General features: G+C 72.7%; 20 protein-coding genes and 1 pseudogene. 12 read left to right on the top strand and 9 right to left on the bottom strand.

Features of this window, described 5'->3' with window-relative positions; all coding sequences use genetic code 11:
* The first annotated feature begins 63 nt into the window (after window positions 1–63).
* Complete coding sequence (locus ACPYN4_RS12350) at window positions 64–2,592, top strand: CHAT domain-containing protein (RefSeq protein WP_424446537.1); 2,529 nt, start codon at window positions 64–66, stop codon at window positions 2,590–2,592.
* Between the two features lie 247 nt (window positions 2,593–2,839).
* Here the strand turns inward: ACPYN4_RS12350 and ACPYN4_RS12345 are convergent, their stop codons facing one another.
* A complete protein-coding gene (locus ACPYN4_RS12345; RefSeq protein WP_315550885.1) occupies window positions 2,840–3,592 on the bottom strand; it encodes a LysR family substrate-binding domain-containing protein in 753 nt (250 codons plus the stop codon).
* Between the two features lie 31 nt (window positions 3,593–3,623).
* Between ACPYN4_RS12345 and ACPYN4_RS12340 the strand changes: the two genes are divergently transcribed.
* Window positions 3,624–4,022, top strand: coding sequence for a DUF1304 domain-containing protein (locus ACPYN4_RS12340; protein ID WP_424446536.1), 399 nt, complete (start codon window positions 3,624–3,626; stop codon window positions 4,020–4,022).
* Window positions 4,023–4,376: 354 nt separating this feature from the next.
* Here ACPYN4_RS12340 and ACPYN4_RS12335 read toward each other — a convergent pair whose 3' ends face one another.
* On the bottom strand, window positions 4,377–4,784 hold the full coding sequence (locus ACPYN4_RS12335) for a transferase (RefSeq protein WP_239281592.1): 408 nt from the start codon (window positions 4,782–4,784) through the stop codon (window positions 4,377–4,379).
* 69 nt (window positions 4,785–4,853) lie between these two features.
* Between ACPYN4_RS12335 and ACPYN4_RS12330 the strand changes: the two genes are divergently transcribed.
* Window positions 4,854–5,516, top strand: a complete 663-nt coding sequence (locus tag ACPYN4_RS12330) for a YitT family protein (RefSeq protein ID WP_424446549.1) — start codon at window positions 4,854–4,856, stop codon at window positions 5,514–5,516.
* Window positions 5,517–5,623: 107 nt separating this feature from the next.
* Window positions 5,624–5,857, top strand: a pseudogene (locus ACPYN4_RS12325) (L-serine ammonia-lyase, iron-sulfur-dependent, subunit alpha); the annotation flags it as partial.
* A gap of 52 nt (window positions 5,858–5,909) precedes the next feature.
* Here ACPYN4_RS12325 and ACPYN4_RS12320 read toward each other — a convergent pair.
* The 4 genes from ACPYN4_RS12320 to ACPYN4_RS12305 all read right to left on the bottom strand — a co-directional run bounded on the left by ACPYN4_RS12320 (window position 5,910) and on the right by ACPYN4_RS12305 (window position 14,413).
* Window positions 5,910–6,683, bottom strand: coding sequence for a DNA-formamidopyrimidine glycosylase family protein (locus ACPYN4_RS12320; RefSeq protein ID WP_424446535.1), 774 nt, complete (start codon window positions 6,681–6,683; stop codon window positions 5,910–5,912).
* A 93-nt stretch (window positions 6,684–6,776) separates the two neighbouring features.
* Window positions 6,777–11,687 (bottom strand): Lhr family ATP-dependent helicase, encoded by a 4,911-nt coding sequence (locus ACPYN4_RS12315; RefSeq protein ID WP_424446534.1) that lies wholly within the window; start codon window positions 11,685–11,687, stop codon window positions 6,777–6,779.
* Between the two features lie 69 nt (window positions 11,688–11,756).
* Window positions 11,757–13,433, bottom strand: a complete 1,677-nt coding sequence (locus ACPYN4_RS12310; RefSeq protein WP_424446533.1) for an ABC-F family ATP-binding cassette domain-containing protein — start codon at window positions 13,431–13,433, stop codon at window positions 11,757–11,759.
* A 320-nt stretch (window positions 13,434–13,753) separates the two neighbouring features.
* Window positions 13,754–14,413 (bottom strand): alpha/beta hydrolase, encoded by a 660-nt coding sequence (locus tag ACPYN4_RS12305; protein WP_424446532.1) that lies wholly within the window; start codon window positions 14,411–14,413, stop codon window positions 13,754–13,756.
* A 97-nt stretch (window positions 14,414–14,510) separates the two neighbouring features.
* On the opposite strand from ACPYN4_RS12305, the gene ACPYN4_RS12300 reads away from it, so the two are divergent.
* From ACPYN4_RS12300 to ACPYN4_RS12275, 6 genes are all read left to right on the top strand, one after another.
* On the top strand, window positions 14,511–15,188 hold the full coding sequence (locus ACPYN4_RS12300) for an NUDIX hydrolase family protein (protein WP_287272149.1): 678 nt from the start codon (window positions 14,511–14,513) through the stop codon (window positions 15,186–15,188).
* Entirely contained in the window at window positions 15,185–16,003 is an 819-nt protein-coding gene (locus ACPYN4_RS12295) for a helix-turn-helix domain-containing protein (RefSeq protein WP_424446531.1), read from the top strand. Before ACPYN4_RS12300 ends, ACPYN4_RS12295 begins: the two co-directional genes overlap by 4 nt.
* A gap of 153 nt (window positions 16,004–16,156) precedes the next feature.
* A complete protein-coding gene (locus ACPYN4_RS12290; protein ID WP_424446530.1) occupies window positions 16,157–18,151 on the top strand; it encodes a M3 family metallopeptidase in 1,995 nt (664 codons plus the stop codon).
* Window positions 18,152–18,255: 104 nt separating this feature from the next.
* Window positions 18,256–19,512 (top strand): DivIVA domain-containing protein, encoded by a 1,257-nt coding sequence (locus ACPYN4_RS12285; RefSeq protein WP_281652584.1) that lies wholly within the window; start codon window positions 18,256–18,258, stop codon window positions 19,510–19,512.
* Between the two features lie 47 nt (window positions 19,513–19,559).
* Window positions 19,560–20,384: a four-carbon acid sugar kinase family protein gene (locus ACPYN4_RS12280; protein WP_424446528.1), complete on the top strand. Its 825-nt coding sequence runs from the start codon at window positions 19,560–19,562 to the stop codon at window positions 20,382–20,384.
* Window positions 20,312–20,800: a nucleotide-binding domain containing protein gene (locus tag ACPYN4_RS12275; protein WP_424446527.1), complete on the top strand. Its 489-nt coding sequence runs from the start codon at window positions 20,312–20,314 to the stop codon at window positions 20,798–20,800. Before ACPYN4_RS12280 ends, ACPYN4_RS12275 begins: the two co-directional genes overlap by 73 nt.
* 86 nt (window positions 20,801–20,886) lie before the next feature.
* On the opposite strand, the gene ACPYN4_RS12270 is transcribed toward ACPYN4_RS12275, so the two are convergent.
* Window positions 20,887–21,966: a threonine aldolase family protein gene (locus ACPYN4_RS12270; protein ID WP_424446526.1), complete on the bottom strand. Its 1,080-nt coding sequence runs from the start codon at window positions 21,964–21,966 to the stop codon at window positions 20,887–20,889.
* A 96-nt stretch (window positions 21,967–22,062) separates the two neighbouring features.
* Here ACPYN4_RS12270 and ACPYN4_RS12265 point away from each other — a divergent pair, with 96 nt between their 5' ends.
* On the top strand, window positions 22,063–23,523 hold the full coding sequence (locus ACPYN4_RS12265; RefSeq protein ID WP_424446525.1) for an MFS transporter: 1,461 nt from the start codon (window positions 22,063–22,065) through the stop codon (window positions 23,521–23,523).
* Window positions 23,524–23,628: 105 nt separating this feature from the next.
* On the opposite strand, the gene ACPYN4_RS12260 is transcribed toward ACPYN4_RS12265, so the two are convergent.
* On the bottom strand, window positions 23,629–24,309 hold the full coding sequence (locus ACPYN4_RS12260; RefSeq protein ID WP_287271576.1) for an SDR family oxidoreductase: 681 nt from the start codon (window positions 24,307–24,309) through the stop codon (window positions 23,629–23,631).
* The gene (locus ACPYN4_RS12255) at window positions 24,302–25,687 is read right to left on the bottom strand and encodes a DUF6421 family protein (protein ID WP_287271575.1); all 1,386 of its coding nucleotides are present in this window, start codon (window positions 25,685–25,687) and stop codon (window positions 24,302–24,304) included. Before ACPYN4_RS12255 ends, ACPYN4_RS12260 begins: the two co-directional genes overlap by 8 nt.
* A gap of 70 nt (window positions 25,688–25,757) precedes the next feature.
* Between ACPYN4_RS12255 and ACPYN4_RS12250 the strand changes: the two genes are divergently transcribed.
* On the top strand, window positions 25,758–26,207 hold the full coding sequence (locus tag ACPYN4_RS12250) for an Lrp/AsnC family transcriptional regulator (protein ID WP_287271574.1): 450 nt from the start codon (window positions 25,758–25,760) through the stop codon (window positions 26,205–26,207).
* Window positions 26,208–26,269: the final 62 nt, after the last annotated feature.

The raw sequence follows: 26,269 nt of genomic DNA, 5'->3' as shown, positions 1-26,269 counted from the left end.
GGTGGCTGACGCGCCGGGCGGCGCGTGTTCCCCTGGCCGCCCGGGAACCGGCATGCTGGGGGCGTGACCTCCGACCCGGCCGGGCTCTACACCGCCGCGCTCACGCTCACCAATGAGCGGCGGTACCGCGAGGCCGAGGCAGCGCTGGATGCCGCGGCATCCGGCGCTGACGACAACCTGCGCGCCCGCATCGCGGGCACGCGTGCCTTCGTCCTGGACCAGCTCGGCCGTCCCGACGAGGGTGAAGCGCTGTGCCGGCGCGTGCTCGCCGGCGATGCGCTCACGGCGCACACGCGCGGGGTGATCGAGGGGCAGCTCGGCAGCATCCTCATGCACCGCGGCCGCCTCGATGAGGGGCTGGAGTGGCTCGGCCGCGCGATCGACACCATCCCCGACGACCCGCTGGCGGTCGCCAACCTCCGGATGAACCGCAGCCTCGTCGCGATGCAGCGCGGCCAGCTCGCCGCGGCGACCGCGGACCTCGAAGCGGCGGTGGCCGCCTACGAGCGGCACGGCGATCCCGTCGAGGTCGCCGAAGCCCGCCACAACCTCGGTTACACGGCGCTGCTGGGCGGCGACCTCGTCCGCGCGATGCGCGAAATGGGCGCGGCGCGTCCCGTCATCGCGGCCGCCTCCGCCGCCAACGCCGCGATCGGCGACGTCGACATGGCCGAAGCGCTGCGGGAGGCGGGCCTGGTGACCGAGGCCGAGCGCCTGCTGCGCGAGGCCGCTCGCGCCTTCCACGCCAACGGCATGCCGCAGGCGCGCGCCGAGGCCGAACTCCACCTCGCGCGCTCCCTGCTGCGCCACGACCCCGCCGAAGCCGCCCGCGTCGCGGGGCGTGCGGCACGGCACTTCACGGCGCTGGGAGCGCGGTCGTGGGCGCATCGAGCACGGGGCGTCCAGCTGCGCGCCCAGCTGTCGGGAGGCACGATCGATCGCGCCGGCCGCGCCGTGGCGGACCTGCGTGTCGACGAGCGTGACGTGGCACCGGTGGCGGCGTCGCTCACGCGCGCCGGACTGCGCTCCGACGCGATCGCGTTGCGACTGACGCGGGAGCTCTGGCGCGCGCGCCATGGCCGCAGCGCGGGGCGGGTGCCGACGCCGGATGAGACGGCGCCGCTCGAGGTGCGGATGCTGGCACACGAGGTGCGCGCGGAGCGCGCCACCCGCGCGGGTCGTGACGCGCAGGCGCGCCGGTACGCGGCATCCGGGATCGACGAGCTCGCGACCTGGCGGGCGTCCTTCGGCAGCCTCGACCTGCAGACCTCTCTCGCGATGCACGGCAGCACGCTCATGCTGACCGGGCTGCGGGCGGCGGTGCGGTCGCGGCGGCCCGACGTCGTGTTCGAGTGGTCCGAGCGGGCGCGGCACCTCAGCGCGCAGGTCGTGCCGCTGCGCCCGCCGCCCGACCCTGAGCAGGCCGCCGATCTCAGCGAGCTGCGGCTGCTGCGCGCCGACGCCGCCGGCGACGACTGGACGAGCGACCCGCGCGCGATCGCGCTCGGCGAACGGCTGCGCCGCCGGCAGTGGACGACGACCGGAGCGGCGGACCTCGAGCGTCCCGTCGACCTGCCCGCGGCCGCCGGCGCGCTGGATGCGGAGACCGCCCTCCTGTCCTACGTCTTCACCGGGGACGGGGTCTCGTGCGTCGTCGTCACCGCCGCCGGCGCAGCGCTCGTCGACCTCGCCGGCTGGGCGGAGGCGCGCACCTCGCTCCCCGCGCTGCGCTCCGACCTGGACATGTCGGCCGCGGTGCGGTCGGGGCCCATGGCCGGCGTCGTCCGCGCGTCGCTGCAGAAACGGCTCGAGCGGCTGTCCGCCCTGATCGTGGACCGTCCGCTGGCGGTGGCCCCCGGTGCGCTGTCGCCGCGGCGCGTCGTGATCACGGCGCCGGGCGTGCTGGCGGGGTTGCCGTGGGCGATGCTCCCCGGGCTCGAGGGTCGCGCCGTCACCCTCGCGACGTCGATGTCGCACTGGGTGCGCGGCCGCGGAGAGGGAGGTTTTGCGGGGGTTGAGGGCTCCGCCGGCCCGGTGGTGCCCTCCGCCCCAGGGGCCGCGACCACGGTCGTCGCCGTGGGGCCGCGCGTTGCGCGCGGTCTGGAGGAGGCGACCCTCGCCGTCGCGGCGTGGGATGCCGGGATCGTCCTGTCCGGCGCGGAGGCGACCGTCGATGCCGTCGCCGGCGCCGCAACGACAGCGGACGTGCTGCACATCAGCGCGCACGGCCGCCACGCCCTCGACAACCCGCTGTTCTCCGGTCTGCAGCTGGCCGACGGGGCGCTGTTCGGCTACGACATCGATCGGATGCCGGCGGTCCCTCGGGCCGTCGTGCTGTCGGCGTGCGAGTCGGGCCGCTCGGCCGTGCGCTGGGGCGAGGAGGCCGTCGGCATGACGCGGGCGTGGCTGCACGCCGGTGCCGGCGCGGTCGTTGCCGCGCCCGTGGTGGTCGCCGACGACGACGCTTGTGAACTGCTCGGCGCGCTCCACACCGGCCTCGCCGCGGGGGAGCCCCCGGCCGTCGCCCTCGCCGCCGCGAGCGCGCGCACCGGCATCCGCTCGCCGTTCCTCGTGCACGGCAACGGATTCTGACCGGGCGTGTATCACCGCGCCCGTTCGGCGCTCTTCATCGGTGAAAGGGTCGAGCAGGTCCGACAGGGGCCGCTTCTGGGGAGCGGGGATCGGCGCTTTCGCAAGGACGGTTGTCCGGGGGGATTCTGTGTCCGTCCAGGGGCCGGTGGGTGGGGACTCGCCGGCCCCTCGCCGTGCCCTCGGGGGTGGCGCGGTATGGCGGGGTGGCCGCTGTCTGGCGGCCTCCGCCGGCGGGGGTGCGCGGGATTCAGCGGGACGAGTTCGCGGTGCGCCCGCGCACGATGCCGATGAACGCGTCGACGAGCGGCGAGGTATCGCCGGCCGGCCAGGCGAGGACGACGGGCGAGGTGGGACCGTCCACGAGCGGGCGGTGCGCGGCGTCCTTGCGATGATGCAATCGGGCCAATGACAGCGGGACGATGACCACCCCGACGCCGGTGGCGGCGGTGGCGATCGCGTCGCCGACGGTCTCCGGCGGGTCGAACCGCGGCGCGAGCGCTCCGGGGACGTGGAGCTGCAGCGGGGCGTCGTGCGGCGTGATCACGACCTCGCCGGCCAGGTCGGCAAGGGTCAGTTCGTCGGCGGCGGTGAGGTGGGAGTCCGCGCCGCAGACGACGACCGCGACCTCCTCGTAGAGGGGGATGACGTGCAAGCCCGCCTCATCGAGTGGCCGGCGGACGAGTGCCGCGTCGACGGATGCCGAGGTCAGCGCCGCGCGCTGGCCGGCGATCGTGAGGGGTGTGAGTTCGAGGGTGACGCCCGGCATCCGCTCCTGCCAGATGTCGATCCACTTGCCCGGCGTCGCACCCTCGATCGCGCCGAGGCGGAACGGGCCGCGCGGGGGCGGGGTCGCGGCGGGGCGGTTCGCCGATGCGCCGGTCTTGCCGCCGGGGGTCTTGCCGGTGGGCGTCTTGGCACCGGGGGTCCTGCCGCCCGTGCCCTTGCCGCCGCGCGGGCGGCGCGACGGGGTTCCGCCCCGCGGTGACGCTCGACCGGCCATCCGGCCAGCGTACCCGCGGTAGGGTGCGGACATGGTGCCGATCATCGCGACCGCTGTGGCGGCTCTCGCCGCTCTCCTGCACGTGTACATCTTCGTCATGGAATCCATCCAGTGGACCCAGCCCCGTGTCTGGCGTCGCTTCGGGGTGGCCGATCAGGCCGCCGCCGACGTGACGAAGCCGATGGCCTACGACCAGGGGTTCTACAACCTGTTCCTCGCAATCGGCGTGGTCATCGGGCTGGCGCTGTTCTGGGCGGGCGATGCCGGAACGACCGCCGAGGTGGCGGGGCGCGCGCTGGTCCTGTTCAGCCTCGGGTCGATGCTCGCGGCGGCACTCGTCCTCGTCACGAGCGGCGCGAAGTACCTGCGACCCGCGGCGATCCAGGGGACGCTGCCGCTGATCGGCTTCGTTCTCTTCCTGTTCGCCTGACGCCGCGGCCCCGGCGTCGCGAAAGCAGGCCGAATCGACCGTTTCGCGCCCGCGGGACCGGGGAATGTGCGATTCAGCCTGCTTTCGCGACAGTCAGCCGCCGAGACGCCGCGGCCCCGGCCTTAGCCCGCCCCGGCGTCAATGCGCGTCAGGGTCCGCGCGCGTCGGCCCTAGCTGTACTGACCTAGCGCGCCCCGGCGTCGCGAAAGCAGGCCGGATCGACCGTTTGGCGCCCGCGGGACCGGGGAATGTGCGATTCAGCCTGCTTTCGCGACAGTCAGCCGCCGAGACCCCGCGCCGTGACGGCCGGGCGGGCGCCCATCGCCGCAGCGCCGTCCGAGGGGGCGAGGCCGGTCAGGCCGCCAGACGCAGTCCGCGGCGGTCGGTCGCGACCTGTTCGCCGTCGCCGATCTGCTCGTCGTCGCCGATGAGCGAGCCGCCGGCGACGCGCGCGTGCGCGCCGACGACGGTGCGGACGCCGATCTTGGCGCCGCGGCCGATCGCCGCGCCGGAGCGGATGTGGGCGTGCGGTGCGATCTCCGCGTCAGGGCCGATGACGGCATCGGGTTCGATCCACACGCCGCGGCCGATGTGCGCGCCCGCGGCGATCTGGACTCCCGGTTCGATGTAGGCCCCCGCCTCCACGAGCGCGCTGGAGTGGACCTTGGCGCCGTTGGCGACGAGGCCGCGACCATTGACGTGCTTGCGGTAGCGCAGCGTCTGTCCCTGGTCGTCTTCGATGTCGATGTAGTTCTTTCCCACGAAAAACCCTCCGCTTTCTGCAACGACCGCGGGGCAAGGATCATTCCCGTCGTGGACGCATGGACGAGGATGGATGCCGTGACCACGCCCGACGCCGATGACCCCACGACCGGGCCGACGCTCGTGTTCGACGAGAAGGCGCATGCCCACTCCGTCGCCGAGGACGTCCTCGGCATCCTCACCGGGACGTTCCTCGCCTCGCTCGGACTGCACCTGCTGCACGCGGCGCACGCCGTCACCGGCGGGACCGCAGGGCTCTCGCTACTGCTCGGGTATGCGACGGCGTGGCCGTTCTGGCTGCTGTTCGCGGTGATCAACGTGCCGTTCGCGCTGCTCGCCGTCTGGCGGCGCGGGTGGGACTTCACCATCCGCACGATCATCTCGATCGCGCTCGTGTCGGTGTGGGCGCTCGTGCACAACGCGCTCTTCCCGATTACGCAGATCGAGCCCTGGTACGGCACCCTCGCGGGGAACCTGCTCGCCGGCGTGGGCGTGCTGATCCTGTTCCGCCACCGCTCGAGCGTCGGCGGCGTCAACATCATCGGCCTCGAGGTGCAGGACCGCACCGGCTTCCGCGCCGGCTGGACCATGATGATCTTCGACCTGCTGATCATCCTCGCCGCGGTGCTGGTCATGCCCTGGCCGAACGTCGTGATGAGCTCCGCCGGCGCCGTGCTGTTGAACCTCGTGCTCGCGTTGAACCACCGTCCTGGCCGCTACCTGGGCCACTGACCCCACTCCGACGAACGGCGCTGCGGGTGTGCTGCCCGCGGTCATGTACCACGCGTGCCGGGTCGGCGGCTTCGACCCGGGTGATGTGCAGATGTTCCTGCTGACGGGGCATGACGTGCGACCCCGTCGGCGGTCTCGTGCAGATCCCCTGCATCGAGCGCAACGCCGTCGCCGCGTCGACCGCGTTGACGGCGTCGCGGCTGGCGCTGCTCGGCGACGGCACGCACGTCGTGACCCTCGACACCGTCATCGAGACGATGCGCCAGACCGGCGCCGACATGTCCGCGCGGTACAAGGACACCAGCGAGGCCGGCCTCGCTGTCAACGTCGTGGAGTGCTGACCCGACGGGCGTCGAGGGAGCCGTCCCCCCTCGCCGCGGCGTCAGGCTGCGGTCACCTCTGGCAGCGCGGGCACCAGAACACGTTGCGTTCGCTCGTGTCGGTCGCACCCAGCTCCGCTCGCCGGATCAGCGTGCCGCAGCGTCGGCACGGCCGCCGATCGCGTCCGTACACCCACGTCTGCCGACCGCGTCGGGTATCACCGGTGAACGTGCGGCCCGAGCGGTCACGGTTCGCGAGGATCATGCGGGCGGCGGTGTCGACGAGACCGGCGACGTCGACCTCGGTCGCGGGCCGCGTGGGCAGGATGCCGCGGACGAACAGCAGCTCATTGACGTACTCGTTGCCGAGCCCGGCGAGGTTCCGCTGATCCAGCAGGGCGACGTGCACGGGGCGGGGGTCGGCGTGCAGCCGCCGCGCCGCCTCGACGGGGTCCCAGTCGGGGCCGAGCAGGTCGGGTCCCAGGTGCCCGACGAGCCGATCCTCCTCCTCGGTCGGCACGAGATCGACCATCGCGATCTCGAAACCCACGGCATCCACCCGCGACGTTCCGACGATCGCGCGCGCCTGATGCGCGGGCGTGCGCCACGGCTCGCCGTGCGCGAACACCAGCCAGCGCCCCTCCATCTTCAGGTGCGAGTGCAGCGTGAACGCGCCGATCCGCATCAGCAGATGCTTGCCGCGCGGCACGACCTCGTGGACGACCTCGCCGGTGAGGTCGGCCGTCGCATGCCGCGGCACGCGGATGTCGAAGCGCGTCACCTCCTCGCCCGCGAGCGCCTCGTGCAGCCGCCGCGCCGTGCGGAAGACGGTGTCGCCCTCAGGCATGTTCGCTCCGCTCAGGCACAGTCGCTCCGCTCAGGCACGGTCGCCCCGCTCAGGCACAGTCGCGCCGCTCAGCACGGTCGGCAGTCCCCGGGGTCATCGCGCCCGCCGCAGGGTCAATCCCCGGCTCGCCTCGACGAACCCGGCGGCCTGCAGCGCCCGGCCCGCCGGTGTGCCGTAGACGAACGCGCCGGAGACCTGCTCGATCGTCAGGGTGTCGAGCCGCCGCGCGCGGGCGGTCTCGACGAGACTGCGCGCCGCCGCCGCGAGCACCTCCTCGTCGTCCGTGAACGCGAGAGCGGACCGGCCGCCGCGCTCGAGATACAGCACCAGCGCGCCGTCGACGAGGGTCACGAGACCGCCCGCCTTGCGCCCGGGCCGGTGCGCCACGCCGTCCAGCGCCGGCCACGTCAGAGCGGCACCGTACGGGTTCGCCGGATCGGTCGCCGCGAGCGTGATCGCCTGCAGGGGCGCGGGGTCGGGCAGCCCGGCGAACTCGCGGATGCGGTCGACCGTCGCGGATGCCGCGAACTGCGCCGCCCCGAGCCGCTCGATGAAGTACCCGCGACGGCAGTGACCGGCATCCTCGAAGCCGGCGAGAATCCGGTACGCCTGCGCGAACCCCCCCGGCATCCCCTCGGCCTGCACCGATCCCCGCGTCACGATGCCGTACCGCTCCAGCAGCAGCCCGGCGCCCGCCGTCGCGCGCAGCGTCGCATCGGTGGAGGGCTCGGGCAGCAGCGACCAGCGACCGCCGATGAGCGGCGGGCGCTGCGGGGCGGGGCGGGGGACGGATGCCGCGAGCGGCGTTCCGCGGAACATCCGCGCCCGCGGTGTGCGTCGCGCCGTGCGGTGGGCCTGCGACCCGCCGGCGAGGAGCGCCCGCACCGGCGCGAACGTGTCGTTCGTGATCCGCCCGGTCCAGGCGAGGTTCCACAGGGCGTCGACGACCGACTGCTCGTTCTCCGCCTGCGTCATCGCCGTCAGCTGCGCGGCGAAGTACGCCCCGCCGGCGGCGAGCACGTCGAGGACGCGCTGCTCCAGCTCTGTGGGGGGTTCGGGGTCGTCCGGCGGGGTCAGCGTGAGCGGGACGGCGTCGGCCGGATGCAGGGCGATCCAGCCGTCGCGGCCGGGCAGCGACCCGTGCCCCGACCACACCACCTCGCCCGTCGCGGTCAGCTCGTCGAGCATCGCGGGGGAGTAGTCGCGCACCCGTGCGGGAAGGATCAGCGACTCCCACGCACTGGCCGGCAGGGGGACGCCGGCGAGCTGCTCGATCACGGCGAGCACGCCGTCGATCCCGTCGAGGGGTCGCGTCAGGTGCTGCCACGTCGGCAGGAACCGGGCGAACGCCTCGGGCGACACCGGCTCGACGGCACCGCGGATAGCGGCGAGCGACCGCAGTCGCAGCCGCCGCAGCACCTCGCTGTCGCACCATTCCAGATCATCCGCGCCGCTCCGGGCCTGAGCCCCAGGGCCCGAGCCGGCCGCCGGGTCGGGCAGGAAGAAGCCGCTCGCCAGGCGACCCTGCGATTCCAGCCGCTGCAGCGTCTGCCGGGCGACGGCCGCGCCGATCCCGAGCCGCGCTGCGACATCGGACGTGCGGAACGGCCCGTGCGTGCGGGCGTGCCGCGCGACGAGGTCGGCGAGCGGATCGACGACGGGCTCGAGGAACGCGGTGGGGATGCCGACGGGCAGCGCCGCTCCGAGCGCGTCGCGCAACCTCCCGGCATCCTCGATCGCCGCCACCCGCTCGGCACCGCCGACGCTCACCCGGATGGCGCGCCGCGCGCCGATCAGCTCGTCCAGCAGCGCCGCCGCCTCCTCGGGCGTGGCGTGCGGCGGCTCGGCTCGGTCCGCTCGCCCGGCGCCGTCCGCTTGCCCGCCGCCGGCCGCGCTGCCCGCGCTCGGCGCGTCCGCCCGCCCGGCTCCGCCCGCGTCCGCCCGCCCGGCGCTCGCCTCCTGCCCCGTGATCGAATCCGGCTGCAGCCGCGCGGCGACCTCCGTCGCGGTCAGGGGGCCCAGCAGCCGCAGCAGGTCTGCGACGCCTTCCACTCCGCGTGCGCGGCGGGCGGGGTCGAGCCGCTGGGCCTCGCGCTCGAACTGCGCGATGATCTCCGGGTCGAGCAGCTCGCGCATCTCGACCTTGCCGAGCAACTCGCTCAGCAGCGCCGGATCGACCGACAGCGCGGCGGCGCGGCGCTCGGCCAACGGCGAGTCGCCCTCGTACATGAACGCACCGACATATCCGAACAGCAGGTCGCGCGCGAAGGGCGATGGCTGACTCGTGGTGGTCTCCACGAGGCGGATGCGGCGGTCACCGATCGAGCGTGCAATCCGCAGCAGGGCGGGCAGGTCGTAGACGTCCTGCAGCACCTCGCGGAGGGTCTCCAGGATGATCGGGAACGTCGGGTGATTCTTCGCGACCTCGAGCAGCTGCGCCGATTTCTGCCGTTGCTGCCATAGCGGCGACCGCTTGTTCGGATTGAGCCGCGGCAGCAGCAGCGCCCGCGCCGCGCACTCCCGGAACCGCGAGGCGAACAGCGCCGAGCCGCCCACCTCGTCAGTCACGAGCTGCTCGAGCTCGTCGGGCTCGAAGACGAACAGTTCCGCGCCCGGGGGCTCGGTCTCGGCATCCGGCACTCGCGCGATGATGCCGTCGTCGCTCGCGACGGCCGATCCCTCGACCCCCAGCCGCTCCCGGATACGGGCGTTCACCGCCAGCGCCCACGGTGCGTGCACGTGCATGCCGTAGGGGGAATGCAAGATGACGCGCCAGTCACCGACCTCGTCCCGCGAGCGTTCCACGGTCAGGGTTCGGTCGGTCGGAAGGCTCCCGGTCGCGTCCTTCTGCTCCGCCAGATACGCCAGCAGATTCTCGATCGCGTTGTCGTCCAGCCCGGATTCGCGCAGACGCTCGGTCGCCGTCTCGGGGGCCGCCGCCGACACCTCCCGGGAGAAGCGGCCCAACGCCTCGCCGAGCTCGGCCGGCCGGCCGAGGCCGTCGCCGTGCCAGAACGGCAGCTTGCCCGGCTGCCCGAAGGCGGGGAGCACGTTCACCCGGTCGTGCGTGATCTCGACGATGCGCCAGCTCGTCGTGCCGAGCGTGAACACATCGTTCACGCGCGACTCGTAGACCATCTCCTCGTCGAGCTCGCCGACGCGGGCGTTGCGCGTCTCGCCGGCCACGAACACACCGAACAGTCCCCGGTCCGGGATCGTGCCGCCGCTCGTGACCGCGATGCGCTGCGCGCCGGGGCGTCCCGTCAGCGTCCCGTGATCGCGGTCCCACACGACCCGAGGGCGCAGCTCGGCGAACTCGTCGGACGGGTACTTGCCCGCCAGCAGATCGAGCGTGGCCTCGTACGCCGAGCGGGGAAGCGTCCGAAACGGCGCGGAACGCCGCACCGTCTCGAACCAGCCCTCGACATCGAGCGGCTCCAGCGCGCACGCGGCGATCGTCTGCTGCGCGAGGATGTCGAGCGGGTTCTGCGGAATGCGCACCGCCTCGATCTGGCCCGCCAGCATCCGCTCGGTGACGACCGCCGTGTGCAGGACGTCGCCGCGGTGCTTCGGGAACAGCGCGGCGCGGCTGACCTCGCCGACCTGGTGCCCCGCGCGGCCGACGCGCTGCAGACCCGACGCCGCCGAGGGCGGCGCCTCGACCTGGATGACGAGATCGACCTCGCCCATGTCGATGCCGAGCTCGAGCGAGCTGGTCGCGACGACGCAGCGCAGGATGCCGGATTTCAGCTCGTCCTCGACCTGCGCCCGCTGCTCCTTGGACACCGAGCCGTGGTGCGCCTTCGCCAGCTCGGGCGGCGCCCCGGCCGACGCGCCGGCCTGAGCCATCATCGCGGCCGGCGGCTTTCCTCCCGCGCCGCCGGCGCCGCCGCCGGGCGGCGCGCCGCCACCGGTGCCCGGGTCGAGCCGCTCCGCGTAGATCTCGTTCAGCCGCCCGGTGAGCCGCTCGGCGAGCCGGCGCGAGTTCGCGAACACGATCGTCGACCGGTGCGCGAGGATCCGATCGACGATCGCCTCTTCGACGTGCGGCCACACCGATCCGGTGATCTCGGACGGCTGTGACGGCGCGAACCAGTCGCCGTCGCCGTCCGCGTCGCCGGTCCCCTCGGCATCCGTCCCCTCGTCACCGGCGGCACCGGGAGGCGGCGGCGGATTGAGCATGTCGGCCATCGGCACGACGACCTTCAGGTCGAACGCCTTGGTCGCGCGCGGCGCGACGATCTCCACCGGGGCCGATCCGCCGAGGAAGCGCGCGACCTCGTCGATCGGCCGGACGGTCGCCGACAGCCCGATGCGCTGCGCCGGCGGCAGGTCTGGGTCTTCCGCGCGACGCAGCGCGTCGAGCCGCTCAAGGCTCACCGCCAGGTGCGCCCCCCGCTTGGTCGCGGCGACGGCGTGCACCTCGTCGACGATCACGGTGTGGACGCCCCGCAGCGTCTGCCCGGCCTGCGAGGTGAGCATGAGGTAGAGCGACTCGGGCGTGGTGATGAGGATGTCGGGCGGGTCGGTGACGAGCTTGCGCCGGTCGGCCGAGGGCGTGTCGCCCGAGCGCACCCCCACGGTGATCTCCGGCAGCGGGATGCCGAGGCGCCGCGCCGCCTGTCCGATCCCGACCAGCGGCGAGCGGAGGTTGCGCTCGACGTCGACGCCGAGCGCCTTCAGCGGGGAGATGTAGAGAATGCGGGTGCCACCGGCATCCTTCGTCGCACGCTTCTTCTGCGTCGTGCCCTTTTTCTGCCTCGTGCCCGTCGTGGCCGCGCCGGCGTCGGCTGCGGGCGCCGCCGCCTTCTCGTGGAAGACCCGGTCGATGGCCCACAAGAACGCCGACAGCGTCTTGCCCGACCCGGTGGGCGCCACCACCAGAGCGTGCCGGCCCGCCGAGATCGCCTCCCACGCGCCGGTCTGGGCGGTGGTGGGCTGCGCGAAGGCGCCACGGAACCAGTCCTGCGTCGCAGGACCGAACCGCTCGAGCACATTCGCCATCGACCCATCTTCCCGCGGGCCACCGACATCGGGGCGGGCGCTCGCGCCGGGCGAACAGCCCGCGTAGGATCACCCGACCTCCGTCAGCGCCCCCTCCCGCAGCTCGAGCACGAGATCGGGCACGATCCGACGCAGAAAGCCGTCGTCGTGACTGACGACGAGCACGGCACCGCGGTAGGCGGCGAGCGCCTCGACCACCTGGTCGACCGTGTCGAGGTCGAGGTTGTTCGTCGGCTCATCGAGCACCAGCAGCTGCGGGGGCGGGTCGGCCATGACGAGGCAGGCGAGGGCCAGCCGGAACCGTTCCCCGCCCGACAGCGCCCGCACGGGCCGCAGCACGGTGTCGCCGCGCAGGAGGAACCGCGCCAGCCGGTTGCGCAGCTCCACATCGCCGATGCCCGGCGCTGCGCGGCGCAGATTCTCCAGCGGCGAGGCGCCGTCGTCCAGCCCGTCCACCCGTTGCGAGAGATACCCGATCCGGTCGGTGTGCGCCTCCGCGCGTGCCGAAAGCAGGCTGAACCGGCCCGTGGGGGTGTCATCCGGGCCCGACGAGTCGATCCGGCCTGCTTTTGGAACACCGGATGCCGGAGACTCACCCTCCGCCCCCGCGGCCCCCGCCACGAGTCGCTCCAGCAGCGTCGTCTTGCCGGCGCCGTTCGGGCCGATGAGCGCCACGCGCTCCGGACCCTGGATCACCCAGGACCGCTCGTCGTCGCCGATCGTCGCGATCCGCCGCCCGGCGGCGACGCCCGGGTCAGGCAGGTCGATGTGCACCGACTCGTCGTCGCGCACCCGCCGCTCGGCGGCGTCGAGCGCCGCCCGCGCGCTGGCCTCCTTGCCGGAGGCCTCGACGCGCAGTCGCCCGGCGGACACCTGCGCCGCCCGCTTCTTGCCGCCCATGATGATCTTCGGCTCGCGCTTCTCGATGGCGGCCTTCCGGCCCATGGCGGCGCGGGTGGCGAGCACCTGCTCCTGATGGATCCGGTCGCGCTTCTCGCGGCGCACGAGCTGCCGGGCGGCCGACTCCGCCTGACGGGCGGCGGCCTGTTCGACATCCATCGCCTCGCGCCACGCGGAGTAGGGACCGCCGAACGTGGCGAGCGTGTTGGCGTACAGCTCCGCCGTCTCGTCCATCAGCTCGAGCAGCTGCGTGTCGTGACTGACGACGATGAGGGTGCCCCGCCACGCGCGCACGAGGTCATACACGCGGGCGCGGGCGTCGCGATCGAGGTTGTTGGTGGGCTCGTCGAGAAGGGCGATGGGGTGCGCCCGCAGGCGGACACCGACGATCGCCGCGAGCATGGCCTCGCCGCCGGAGAGGTCCCCGACGTGCCGGTCGAGCGCGTCGTGGGGGAGCCCGGCTTCGGCGAGCGCGGTCGTCGCGCGCGCCTCGACGTCCCAGTCGTCGCCGACCGCGTCGAAATGGCGCTGGTCGACGTTGCCCGCGGCGATCGCGCGCACGGCGTCGAGCGCCCCGGAGACGCCGAGCACGTCGGCGACGCGCTCGGTGGCGTCCAGGCGCTGCCGCAGCAGATCGACGGTGCCGGTGCGCACGAGGGTGCCGGATGCCGGGGTCTGCGTGCCGGCGATGAGCGCGAGCAGTGTGGATTTGCCCGACCCGTTGCGGCCGATGAGCCCGGTGCGGCCGGCGCCGAACGCGCCCGTGACATCGGTCAGGGCGGGCGTGCCGTCGGGCCAGGTGAAGGTGATGCGGTCGAGGGTGACCGCGGAAGTGGAGATCGGCATGACGTGCCTCCCGAAGGTTCGGGCGCAGGCGCGAACGGCACCGAGGTCCCGCGAGCGCACGACAGCGCGAGGCGGGAGGGCCCGACGAGCCGGCGCGGATGGGGTGCGCCGAACGTCGGAAACCCTGGCATCCGAAAGGAGCGGAGGGTCGACGGCTCAGCGCGGGATCACAGCGCGGCGTCGAAACCCTTCAACGGTCTTCCTCACACTCGGGACGGGGACCGGCACAGTCTACCGCAAAACTCCCGGGCGGATGCCGGCGCACACCCCGCGGCGCGCGAGTCGATCGCCCGGCATCCCTCGGCATTCACCCCTCTGCGTCAGGGCCGCTGCGCGGTCAGCTGCTTCTCCAGGAAGGCGCGCACGTCGTCGAGCTCCTCCTGCGACACGCTGTGGGTGAGCCCCGCATAGACCCGGCCGCTCAACTCGACATGATCGGGAAGCCACTGGATCGTGTGCTCGACCCGAGCCGCCGGGATCACCTCATCGCGCGCACCCCGGCCCCAGAACACCGGCGGGCGCACCTCGGCGAGGTGCTCGTCGGTGGGCAGGTCCCCGCCGTCGACGTACCCGGCGAGGTTGACCACGAACGCGAATTGGTCCGGCTGCAGACGCAGCGCCTGCAACGCCACGGCGCCCCCCTGCGAGAAGCCGAGCAGACCGACCGTCCCCTCAGCCGGTGTCGCCGCGTCGAGCCAGTCGATGAGGCTCCGCGCGGCGGTCGTCACCGCGTCACCGCCGTGCGCATCCAGGCCCTCGATCGGATACCACGACCAGCCGGGCGTCGGAAAAGGCGGCGACAGTGGAGCACGCACGGCGGCGACCACGAACTCCGCCGGGAGGGACGGCGCGAGCCCGAACAGGTCGCGCTCGTCCGAGCCGTAGCCGTGCAGCAGCACGAGCAGCGGGCGACCCGCGCGCTCGTCCGCGGGAGCGGACCAGAGCACGGCATCGGCATCCACGGGCACCATCTCACTCATCCGCCCATCTTCTCAGCAGCGCCCGACACTGCGCGGTGGCCGTCTCACCATCGGGAGGGTTCGCGTGCGCGTCGCCGCACCGGGGTATACATGGAGCATGGCCGTTCGCACCCCCGACCCCGACCCGAACGAGCAGGGCGACGACGGGACGCCCCGCGACCCGCTGGCGGGATTCGGGTCCTCGCTCGGCCAGGGCGGGCGCCCCGGGCATCCCGTCGGGGACGGCTCCTTCGGCTCGCCGGCACCCGGCAGCGCCGCCAATCCCGGCTGGCTGACCGAGATCGAACTGGCTGAGGCGCGGCGACGGCTGCCCATCCTCTACGTCGAGGCCGTGCCGGTGCGCACCGACGGGGTCGGCACGGTCACTCAGGTGGGTGTGCTGCTGCGCGCGACGCCGATGGGGGAGATCACGCGGTCGATCGTGTCGGGGCGGGTGCGCTACGGCGAGACCGTGCGTGATGCGCTCTTCCGCCACGTCGAGAACGACCTCGGGCCGATGGCCTTCCCCCAGCTGCCGCCGCAGCCGGTCCCGTTCACGGTCGCGGAGTACTTCCCGATCCCGGGCATCAGCGCGTTCCACGACGACCGGCAGCACGCCGTTTCGCTCGCGTTCGTCGTCCCCGTCACGGGCACCTGCGAGCCGCGCCAGGATGCTCTCGAGGTCACGTGGATGACTCCGGAGGAGGCGTCGTCGGCGTCACTGGCCGAGGAGATGGAGGGCGGCCGCTCGACGCTGCTGCGCCTCGCCCTGGCGAGCGTGGGTGCGCTGCGGTGACGCCGCAGAGCTCCGCCCTCGTCGAGTTCGCGATCGCCCTCCCGCTGACGCTCCTCGTCGCGTTCCTCATCGCGGTGGTGCTTCGCCGCCTTTTCGGCGCGCGACTGTCGCTGCCGGTCTCGATCATGACGATCGTGTCGCTCGTCGGCGTCAGCGTCGGGCTGCTGATCACCGGACTCTTCTTCTACGGACAGCGATTGTGGATGCCGACGACGCTCATGCTGGCGGTCGGATGCAGCCTGGGACTGTCGCTCCTGGTCGCCGCCGTCGCCGCCCTCGTGCGCAGCGACCCCGGCGGCGTCGACGTCGCCGCGCTCATCGCGGCTGGTGAGAGCGAAGGCGTGGAGTTCAAGGAGACCGCCCGCTGGAACGTCCGCGAGGACAAGAAGGACCCGCGGATGGAGCAGGTGGTGGCGAAGACCGTCGCCGCCTTCCTCAACAGCTCCGGCGGCACGCTCGTCATCGGCGTCGACGACGCCGGGCGAGCGCTCGGACTCGACCGCGACTACGCGACGCTGCGCACCCCCGATGCCGACCGATTCGAGCTCTGGCTGCGCGACATGCTGTCCACCAGCCTCGGCACGAACGCCGCAGCGCTGCCCCGCATCCGATTCGCGGACGTCGACGGCCACGAAGTCTGCGCCGTGCGCTGCCCGCGCTCGTCGGAGCCGGTGTTCGTCGCGCAGGGCGGCAGCACCGATCTGTGGGTGCGGGTCGGCAACTCCACGCGCGCGTTCGGCGTCGACGAGGCCGTCACCTATGTCGCCCGCCACTTCAAGCCGAGCCTCGGCGACCTGCTGCGCCCGCGCCGCTGAGCGCTCGCGCGCGCAGCTGACCGCTCGCGCCCCGCGACGCTGAGGGCTCGCGCCCCGCGAGACGGCACATCTGCGATGAGACGGGATGCCACGCGTTCCGTCTCGTCGCGGATTCCCCGTCTCGGCGATCGGGGCCCGCGTAGGCTCGAGCTCATGACCACGCCCGAGCCCCTCGCCTTCCCGACCGACCCGGCCGGCTGGACCGCCTTCGCGACCGAGCGGCCGACGGCGGCGGTTGCTGTCGTCGCCGACGTCGACGCCCGGCTGGTGGCCGGGACCGACCTCGACGCCGCCGCGCGGCTGGAGCTGTGGAACGACGCCGAGATCGCGCTCCTCGCAGCCACGAACGAGTCTTACCTGCTCAGCGAGGCCCACCCGGATGCCGCGGTGCGCGCGATCGCCGAGGAGCAGGTCCAGCGGCTCGAAGCCCTCTCGGCATCCCGCCTCCTCGACCGCGATCTCTTTCAGGCGATGGCCGCCGCACCCGCCGCACCCGCCGCAGCCGACGACGCTGCCGCAACCGCAACCGCAACCGCAACCGCAACCGCAACCGCCGCAGCCCTCGACGACCAGCAGCGGCGCCTGCTCGCGAAGGTGCTCCAGGATTTCCGCCGCGGCGGCGTCGATCTTCCCGGCGCCGAGCGCGAACGCGTGCGCGAGCTCACCGACCGCGACACGGAGCTGAGCCTGACCTTCTCCCGCAACATCCGCGACGGCCGCCGTGAGATCCGCGTGACGCCCGAGGCGCTCGCGGGGCTGCCGCAGGACTTCCTCGACGCGCATCCCGTCGGCGACGACGGCCTCGTCGTGCTCACCACCGACTACCCCGACCTCATGCCGGTGCGCGAGTACGCCCGCGACCGCGCCACCCGCACGGCGATCGTCGCCGCCTACAACGACCTCGCCTGGCCCGAGAACGACGCCGTTCTGGCCGAACTCCTCGCCGTCCGCGCGGAGCGGGCCGGTCTGCTCGGCTACGGCGACTGGGCCGACTACGAGACCGAGCCGCGCATGATCGGCGGCGGCAAGAACGGCGGGCGCGCCATCGCCGAGTTCCTCGACCGACTGGACGAGGCCTCCGCCGACGCCGCGCAGCGCGAGTACGGCATCCTGCTCGCGCGCCTGCAGCAGGACGACCCCGATGCCACCGAGGTCACCATCGCCGACCTCTTCTATCTGCTGAGCACGCTGCGCGGCGAGCGTCACGACGTCGACGCGCAGCTCGTGCGCTCCTACTTCCGCTTCGACCGCGTGCTGCCGGGACTGCTCGCCACGACCGGCCGCCTGCTCGATGTCGAGTACGTGCCGGTCGACGTCCCCACCTGGCACGCCGATGTCCACTCCTACGACGTCGTGCGCGCCGGGGCGCGACTCGGCCGGATCCACCTCGATCTGCATCCCCGCGACGGCAAGTACACGCACGCCGCCTGCTTCGGCCTGGCGCCGGGCGTGGTGGGGCGGGTGCTCCCCGAGGCCGTGCTGCTGTGCAATTTCGCGCGGGGGCTCATGACGCACGACGAGGTCGTGACCTTCTTCCACGAGTTCGGCCACCTCGTCCACGACATCCTCGGCGGCGCGCAGCGCTTCGCCCGCTTCACCGGCGTCGCGACGGAGTGGGACTTCGTTGAGGCGCCGAGCCAGCTGCTGGAGGAGTGGGCGTGGGATGCCGGTGTCCTCTCGAGCTTCACCGCCAACGCCGACGGCGAGCCGATCCCCGCCGACCTCGTCGAGAGGATGAAGGTAGCCGACGGCTTCGGTCGCGCCCTCGAAGTGCGCCGCCAGCTCGGTCACGCCCAGGTCTCGTACCACCTGCATGTGGACCGGCCCGCCGACCTGCAGGCGGCGACCGAGCACTGGTACGACGTGACGAGTCCGGTGAAGCCGCTGCGCGGGCGGCACCCCTACGCGGGGTTCGGTCACCTCACCGGCTACAGCGCCTGCTATTACACGTACCAGTGGTCGCTCGTCATCGCGCGCGACCTGCTCTCGGGCTTCGGCGGCGACCTCATGAACCCCGACGCGGCCGCCCGCTACCGCCGCGAGATCCTCGAGCCCGGCGGCAGCCGGGACGCCGCCGATCTGGTGCGAGCCTTCCTCGGCCGGGACTACGGATTCGACGCCTACCGGGAGTGGCTCGCCGGGCGCTGAGAACCCGTCCCGCTTCCGGTATCCTTCCCCCTGTCGGCTGCCCGAGCCGACGATCCCCCACCCGGCGTCGCCCCCGCGTCGCCCGCGCCGAAGCGGAGACCCCCGTGTCCCATGTGCCGTCCGAGTCCGACCAGCAGCCCACCCGCGACGACAGCGCCGACACGTCGCCGTTCGACGAGCTCATGGCGGGACCTCCCGCCGCATCCGGGTCGTTCACGACGACCTTCCGCGGCTACGACAAGGCCGAGGTCGACGCCGCGATCGCCGAGCTCACCGCGGCCCGCAGCGGTCACTCCGAAGAGCTCGCGCAGCTGAAGGACAAGTACCGCCGCGCCGTCGCGACGATCAAGACCCACCTCGCCACGATCGACGATCTCGAATCCCGCGTCGCCGCACTCGAGGCCGACCTCGCGGTGGAGGCCGCCAAGGCCAGCAACGCCGAGGAGAAGGTCGCGACCCTCAGCGATGAGCTGGTGAACGCGGCCGACGAGTCCACGAAGGGCCGAGAGCGGTTCGAGGAGGTCCTCCGCGTCGCCGAGGAGCAGGCGAGCGTCATCATCAAGAACGCCAGCGTGCAGGCCGACCGGCTGCTCGAGGCTGCGCGCGAGGAGATCGCGACCCGGCGTGCGCAGGCCCAGGCGGATGCCGACGTGCTGCTGTCGCAGGCGGAGTCCGACGCGCAGCAGGCCCGGCTGCGCATCGAGACCGAGCTGACCGCGCACCAGGCGCAGCTCGAGCGTGAGCGCGCCCACGCCGACGAAAAGGTGACGCAGGCCGAGCAGGAGGCCGCCGCGATCCGCACCGAGGCGGAGAAGGGTGCGGCGGCGCTGCGCTCCCTCGTCGCGCGCGAGACGGAGCAGGCGCGTGCCGAGGCGGAGGAGGCGGTGCGCGAGCAGCGGATGCGCGCGCTGGAGTTCGAGGAGTCGCTGACCCGCCGCCAGGACGACGCGCAGCAGGAGTTCCTCGTGCTGCACAACCAGGCCGTCGCCCACGCCGAGCGCATCACGCAGGACGCCAACGACCAGGTGGCCGCCTCGCTCGAGCACGCGCAGCGCATCACGGCGAAGGCCGACGACTTCGACAAGCTGATGCGCGCGCAGTCGCAGCAGCTCGAGGCGGATGCGAAGCTGCGCGCCCGCGAGATCCTCGACCGCGCCGGCACCAAGGCGCAGAAGATCATCGACACCGTGACGGCGCACTCGCAGTCCGTCCTGCGCGACGCGGAGGACCGGACGCGGCAGCTGCGCTGGCAGCAGCAGCAGCTGACGAGTTTCATGAGCGAGGTCAAGGAGCTGATCCGACCGGATGCCGCGGCCCCGGCATCCGCGGACGACGCCGCGGAGGCCCCCGCCGCGGACTGACCTCCTCGCGTGCTCCTCGCGTGCTCTGGCGCGTTGATCCAGAAGCGATGAAGACGATCGTCCTCGACGACGACCCGACGGGCACCCAGTCGGCATCCGGTGTCGTCGTGCTGCTGGAGTATGACGAGGAGCTCATCCGCTCCGCGCTCGAGCGGGCCGACGCCGTCTACGTGCAGACCAACTCCCGCGCGATCGACGAGGAGCAGGCGATCGCGCTCGTCCGCCGCGTCCGCGAGGCCGGCGAGCGGGCCGCGGCGGCGCTGGGGGAGGACGTGCAGTTCGTGCTGCGCGGCGATTCGACCCTGCGCGGGCACGTGTTCGCCGAGACGGAGCAGTTCCTCGGCCCCGACGCCGTGATCGTCTTCTGCCCCGCCTTCCCGGCGGGCGGCCGGACCACGATCGACGGCGTGCACCTCGTCCAGATCGGCGATGAGGTGCTGCCGGCGCACGAGACCGAGTACGCCGACGACCCGGTGTTCCCGTTCGCCTCCGGCGTGCTGACGGCTTACGTCGTGGAGAAGTCCGATCGCGTCGCGGTCACCGTCCCGCTCGCCGCCGTGCGCGCCGGCGGGGTCGCCACGGCGATCGCCGGCGCTCCGGCGGGCGCCGTCGTGCTGCCGGATGCCGAGACGGACGCCGACATCGTCCGCATCGCCGACGGCATCCGCATCGCCCGCCGTGCCGGCCGCGCCGTCGTGGTGCGCTCGGCGGCGCCCCTGGCCGCCGCGCTCGCGAACGTGCAGAGCGACGGGCTGCTCGAGGTACCCCTCGTGCCGGCCCCGGTGCCCACGCTCGTCGCGTGCGCTCGCACACGGCGGGAGCGACGGCGCAGCTCGACCGCGTCGAGGCCGCCCACGGCCCCGCCGTCGTGATCCCGACCGACGATGCCTTCGCCGACCCCGTGGCCGCCGGGCGCGCCGCGGCGAGCGCCGCACGGGAGCGTCTCGCGGCGACCGGCCTCGCCGTCGTCACCACCGAACGGCACCGCCGCGCCGACCACAACACGCTGCGCCACGGCGAGCTGGTCATGCAGGCGCTGACGACGGCCGTGCGCGAGCGGATGCCCGACGTCGAGGCGGTCGTCGCCAAGGGTGGGATCACCTCTGCCGAGCTCGCCCGTACGGGGGTCGGCGCCAGCCGCGCGCTCGTGCGCGGGCAGGTGCTGCCCGGCGTCTCGGTGTGGGACCTCGTCTCGGCCGAGGGCGAGGATCGGCTCTACGTCGTGGTCCCCGCCAACGTCGGCGGTCCGGACGCGCTCGTCGACGTGCTCGCGGCGCTCCGCCGCTGATCAGTCGCTCTGTCGCCCCCGGTCGCTCTATCACCCCCGCGGGAATGGCGCGCTCCGCCGCTGATCGCGGCGCGGCGGGATCAGCGTCAGGTGAGGCGCGCGAGCTCGGCGACGAAGGCGTCGACGTCGTCCGCGGTGGTGTCGAACGAGCACATCCAGCGGACCTCGTTCTTCGCCGCGTCCCAGTCGTAGAACCGGAACGCCTTCCGCAGCTCGTCGGCGACACCGTCGGGCAGCGTCGCGAACACCCCGTTGGACTGCGTCGGCTGGCTGAAGGCGACGCCCGAGATCGACCCGTCGGCGATGCCCGCCTCGACGCCGGCGCGCAGCCGCTGCGCCATCGCGTTGGAGTGCCGGGCGTTCCGGAGGTACAGGTCGCCGCCCTTATGGCTTGAGGGCTCGAGCAGGGCGATGAGCTGCGCCGAGACGAACCGCATCTTCGAACTCAGCTGCATGTTGAGCTTGCGCAGATACAGCAGGCCCTCGGATGCCGCGGGGTCGAGCACCACGACGGCTTCCGCGCCGAGCGCCCCGTTCTTGGTGCCGCCGAAGCTGAGCACGTCGACACCGGCATCCGTCGTGAACGCGCGCAACGGCACGTCGAGCGCGGCGGCGGCGTTGGAGATGCGCGCCCCGTCCAGGTGCAGCCGCATGCCGCGCGCGTGCGCATGGTCGGCGAGCGCGCGGAGCTCCTCCGGCGTGTACAGCGTGCCGAGCTCGGTGGACTGCGTGATCGACACGACGAGCGGCTGCGCGCGGTGTTCGTCGCCCCAGCCCCACGCCTCGCGGTCGACGAGGTCGGGCGTGAGCTTGCCGTCCTCGGTCGGCACGTTCAGAATCTTGATCCCCGCGACGCGCTCGGGCGCCCCGCCCTCGTCGACGTTGATGTGGGCGGTGGATGCCGCGATCACCGCGCCCCAGCGGGGAAGCATCGACTGCAGGCCGGTGACGTTGGCGCCGGTGCCGTTGAACACCGGGAACGCCTGCACGCCCTCGCCGAAGTGGTGGGCGAACACCTCCTGCAGGCGGGCGGTGTACGCATCCTCGCCGTAGGCGATCTGGTGGCCGTCGTTCGCGGCGGCGATGGCCGCGAGCACCTCGGGGTGGACGCCGGAGTAGTTGTCGCTCGCGAAGCCGCGGACGGCCGTGTCATGCAGGGTGGTCACGGCATCCAGCCTACGTTCCGCGTCGCGGGCGGGCACGGCATCTCGTCCTCGCTCCGCCCCGTATCGGATGTCGGCAGTCTCCCGTACCCTCGCCGTATGTCCGAGCCACCGGCATCCGCTCGCACCGTCCCGCCGCACGGCATGCGCACGTTCGTGCACGTGCTCGTCAACACGGCCGTGGCGAACATCACCACGAGCTACCTGTGGTTCGCGTTGACGTTCTGGGTGTACCTGCAGACGCGGTCGGTGCTCGCGACCGGCATCATCGGCGGCGCGTACCTGCTGCTGCTGGCCGTGTTCGGCATGGTCTTCGGCACCGTCGTGGACCGTCACCGCAAGCATCGGGTGATGGTGCTGTCGGCGCTCGTGACGCTCGCCGCCTTCATCATGGCCGCCGCGCTGTACCTCGTGCAGCCCGAGTCGGCGCTGCTCGATCTCGGCGGACCGTGGTTCTGGCTGTTCTCCGGCATCATCCTCGCCGGCGCGGTCATCGAGAATATGCGCAACATCGCGCTGTCGACGACGGTGACGCTGCTCGTGCCCACCGAGCGGCACGCGAACGCGAACGGGATGGTCGGCACCGTGCAGGGGCTGGCGTTCCTCGTGACGAGCGTCTTCTCCGGGCTGTCGATCGGACTGCTCGGCATGGGGTGGACGCTCGTGATCGCGGTCGCGCTGACGGCCGTCGCGCTCGTGCACCTCCTCATGCTGCGCGTGCCCGAGGACGAGCCCGAGCGCGATCCCGAGGCGAAGTTCATCGACGTGCGCGGTGCGGCGGCGGCGATCCGTGCAGTGCCGGGGCTGTTCGCGCTGATCATCTTCTCCACGTTCAACAACCTCATCGGCGGGGTCTACATGGCGCTGATGGATCCGTACGGGCTCACCCTCTTCCCGGTGGAGTGGTGGGGTGTCGTGCTCGGCGTGACCTCGACCGGGTTCATCGCGGGCGGGGCGATCGTGGCGGCGAAGGGGCTCGGGCGCAACCCCATCCGCACGCTCCTGATCACGGTCATGGTGATGGGTCTCGTCGGGGCGCTGTTCACGATCCGCGACTGGTGGTGGGTGTACGTCCTCGGGATCTGGATCTACATGGCGCTCGTTCCGGCGGTCGAGGCCGCCGAGCAGACGGTCATCCAGCGCGTCGTCCCGTTCGAGAAGCAGGGACGCGTGTTCGGGGCGGCGGCGGCGATCGAGGTGTCTGCGGCGCCGATCACGTCCTTCCTCATCGCGCCGATCGCGGAGTTCTGGATCATCCCCTACATGGAATCCGACGCCGGACGCCGCACCTGGGGATGGCTGCTCGGCGACGGCGCCGGCCGGGGGATCGCCCTCGTGTTCCTGTTCGCGGGGATCATCATGATCGTCATCGGCGCCCTCGCCTTCGCGACCCGGTCCTACCGCATCCTCTCCGCCGAGTACGCCGTCGCCCCGACGACGCCCGAGGGCGACGCGGGTGCTGGTGCGGGTGCGGGTGCTGTTGCGGGTGCTGCGGGGACCATTTCGCCGGCGTCGGCAGCCCAGGTGCGCGGCGGGTCTGCGGACCAGTCCGGCTCATAGCCGCAGGCCTCCTCCCCGCGCGGCGTGGGCGGTTGCCATGGCAGTGGTGGTGGTTTCCCGCCCGGGGTAGCAGCCACAACTGCCAAGTGAATGCGCGCGGGGCACCTACGCCCCGAGGGTGATGACCTGGTCGTTGACGGCGGATGCCTCGGCATCCCACAGCCCGACGAAGGCGGCGGCGAGATCGTCTTCGAGCCCCGCGAGACTGCGCACCCGAAAGATGACGGATGCCGCGCGCAACGCCGCGGCCGAGGCGCCGGCATCCGCGGCCTTCGCGAAGCCCTGCGCCATCGCGCGAGCCCAGGCCTCCTCGGCGGCTTTCACGGCGGCGTAGTTCGCGCCGCCGGCGAGGGGACGCGCCACCGCGGTCGACGAGACGATCGCGGTGCGCGCGGCGGGCGCGGCGACGAGATCGTCCCAGAACGCCCGGCTCACGTGCCGCAGCGCCGTGAGCCCTCCCTCGAGTGCGCGGTAGTCCGCGTCGCTCTGGCCCGCGATCCCGCCGCCCCCGCGCCACCCGCCGACGAGGTGCAGGATGCCGTCGACGCGCAGGCCCTCTCGGTGCAGCTCGTCTGCAAGCGCCCGCACCGATGCCTCGTCGGTGAGGTCGCACACCGCGGTGCGCCCTCCCCGCGCGCGCAACGGCGCGAGGCGATCCTCATCGCGCCCCACCGCGATCACCGTGGCGCCGCCCGCGACGAGAGCCCGGACCGCGGCATCCCCGCTCGTGCTCGTCGCCCCCGCAACGAGCACGCAGCGCCCGCCCACCCCGGCGGGCTCAGGCATCGCGACCCGTGATGCCGCGGGTGGAAGAAATGACCTCCCGCATCTTCTTCTCGAGGGCCTCGAAGAACATCGACAGCGGGAACTCGTCGTCCATCACGGCATCCGTGTACCCCTTCGGCGGCCCGGCGAGCACGTCGCCCGGCAGGCCTCGCGCCCACTGCGACGCCGGGTGTGGGGTCAGCACGCTGCGCACGAGCTCGTACGCGGCGAGCCAGTGCGCGACCTTCGGCCGGTCGATCGACTCCCAGTACAGCCGGTCGATCGCGTCGCCGAGCGCGACCACCGCCGCCGGCACCTCGTCCCAGTCGAAGGCGAGCGCGGTGTCGGTCCAGTGCAGCACGCCGCGCTGGTGCAGCCACGCGAACAGCAGCTGACCGCCGAGCCCGTCGTAGTTGCGCACGCGCGAGCCGGTGATCGCGAACCGGAAGATGCGGTCGAAGATCACGGCGTACTGCACGAGCCGCGCGTGCTCGCCGATGGCGTCGTCGCGCGCGCCGAGTGCGACGCACTCGCGGAACGCCGTCAGGTCGCACCGCAGCTCCTCCAGCGAATAGAGGAAGAACGGCATCCGCTGCTTGATCATGAACGGGTCGAACGGCAGATCGCCGCGCATGTGCGTGCGGTCGTGGATGAGATCCCACATGACGAAGGTCTCCTCCGCCAGCTGCTGGTCGGCCAGCATCCGCGCCGCCGCCTCGGGCACCTCGAGCTTCGTGATCTCGGATGCCGCGGCCACGACGCGCCGGTACCGTGCCGCCTCTCGGTCCTGGAAGATCGCCCCCCACGTGAAGGCCGGGATCTCGCGCATCGCGACGGTCTCCGGGAAGAGCACGGCGGAATCGGTGTCGTAGCCCGGCGTGAAGTCGATGAACCGCAGGCTCACGAACAGCCCGTTGGTGTAGGTCTCCTCGAGCTCGGCGATGAACTCCGGCCAGATCACTTCGCACAGCACCGCCTCGACGTGCCGGTCACGCGACCCGTTCTGCGTGTACATCGGGAACACGACGAGGTGCGTGAGCCCGTCGACACGATGCTGCTGCGGCTGGAACGCGACGAGCGACTCCAGGAAGTCGGGGATGCCGAGGCCGGTGTCGACCCAGCGCTCGAAGTCGTGGACGGACGCCGAGAGGTACTCGGCGTCGTGCGGGAACAGCGGTGTCAGCGCGCGGATCGCGCCGACGATGATCTCGATGAGGGAGCGGGCCTCGCCGCGGGCGTCGGCGTCGGCGATCGACCCGTCCTGCGCCTGCAGGTCCTGGAGGGCGGTGGCGGCATCCTTCAGCGCGAGCCACGCCGGTTGGTGCTGGACGGGGCGGCCGTCCTCGACGACCTCGGGCTCTCCGATGATGGACGTGCGGGCGGACGCGATCATGCTCATGTGAACCTCCGATCTTCGATTGCAGGAAAATTTACGGTGATACCGTCTTGCTTCCGATATTCTTCCATCTATGGAAGATGCTGTCGACCAGCGGATCATCGCCGAGGTCTCCCATGACGGGCGGGTGACCCTCGCCGACCTCTCGGCAGCGGTCGGACTGTCGGTGTCGGCCGTGCAGGCCCGGCTCAAGCGCCTCGAGGCACGCGGGGTCATCGTGGGCTACCGCGCCGTCGTCGATCCCGAGCAGGTCGGTCGCCCGCTGGCGGCGTTCATCGAGATCACGCCGCTCGACCCGGCGCAGCCCGACAACGCGCCGGAGTTGCTGGAGCACCTGGACGCCATCGAGGCCTGCCATTCGATCGCCGGCGACGCGGCGTACATGCTGCTGGCTCGGGTCGCTTCGCCGCGCGCACTGGAAGATCTCGTCCGCGACATCCGCCTCGCCGCGAACGTCCGCACCCGCACCACCGTCGTCCTGCAGACCTTCTACGAGCACCGTCCCGTCATCCCCGCGACCTGACCACCGACCCCATCTCGCCGCATCCGCCGCCGAGGTCCCCGGTTGGGCGCCGAGGTTGCCGG

Source organism: Microbacterium sp. CH-015 (assembly GCF_049707015.1).
In the GTDB taxonomy this organism is placed as follows: domain Bacteria; phylum Actinomycetota; class Actinomycetes; order Actinomycetales; family Microbacteriaceae; genus Microbacterium; species Microbacterium aurum.
Note: the sequence above shows the minus strand (reverse complement) of the source record. Positions and strands in the feature narration are given on the sequence as shown.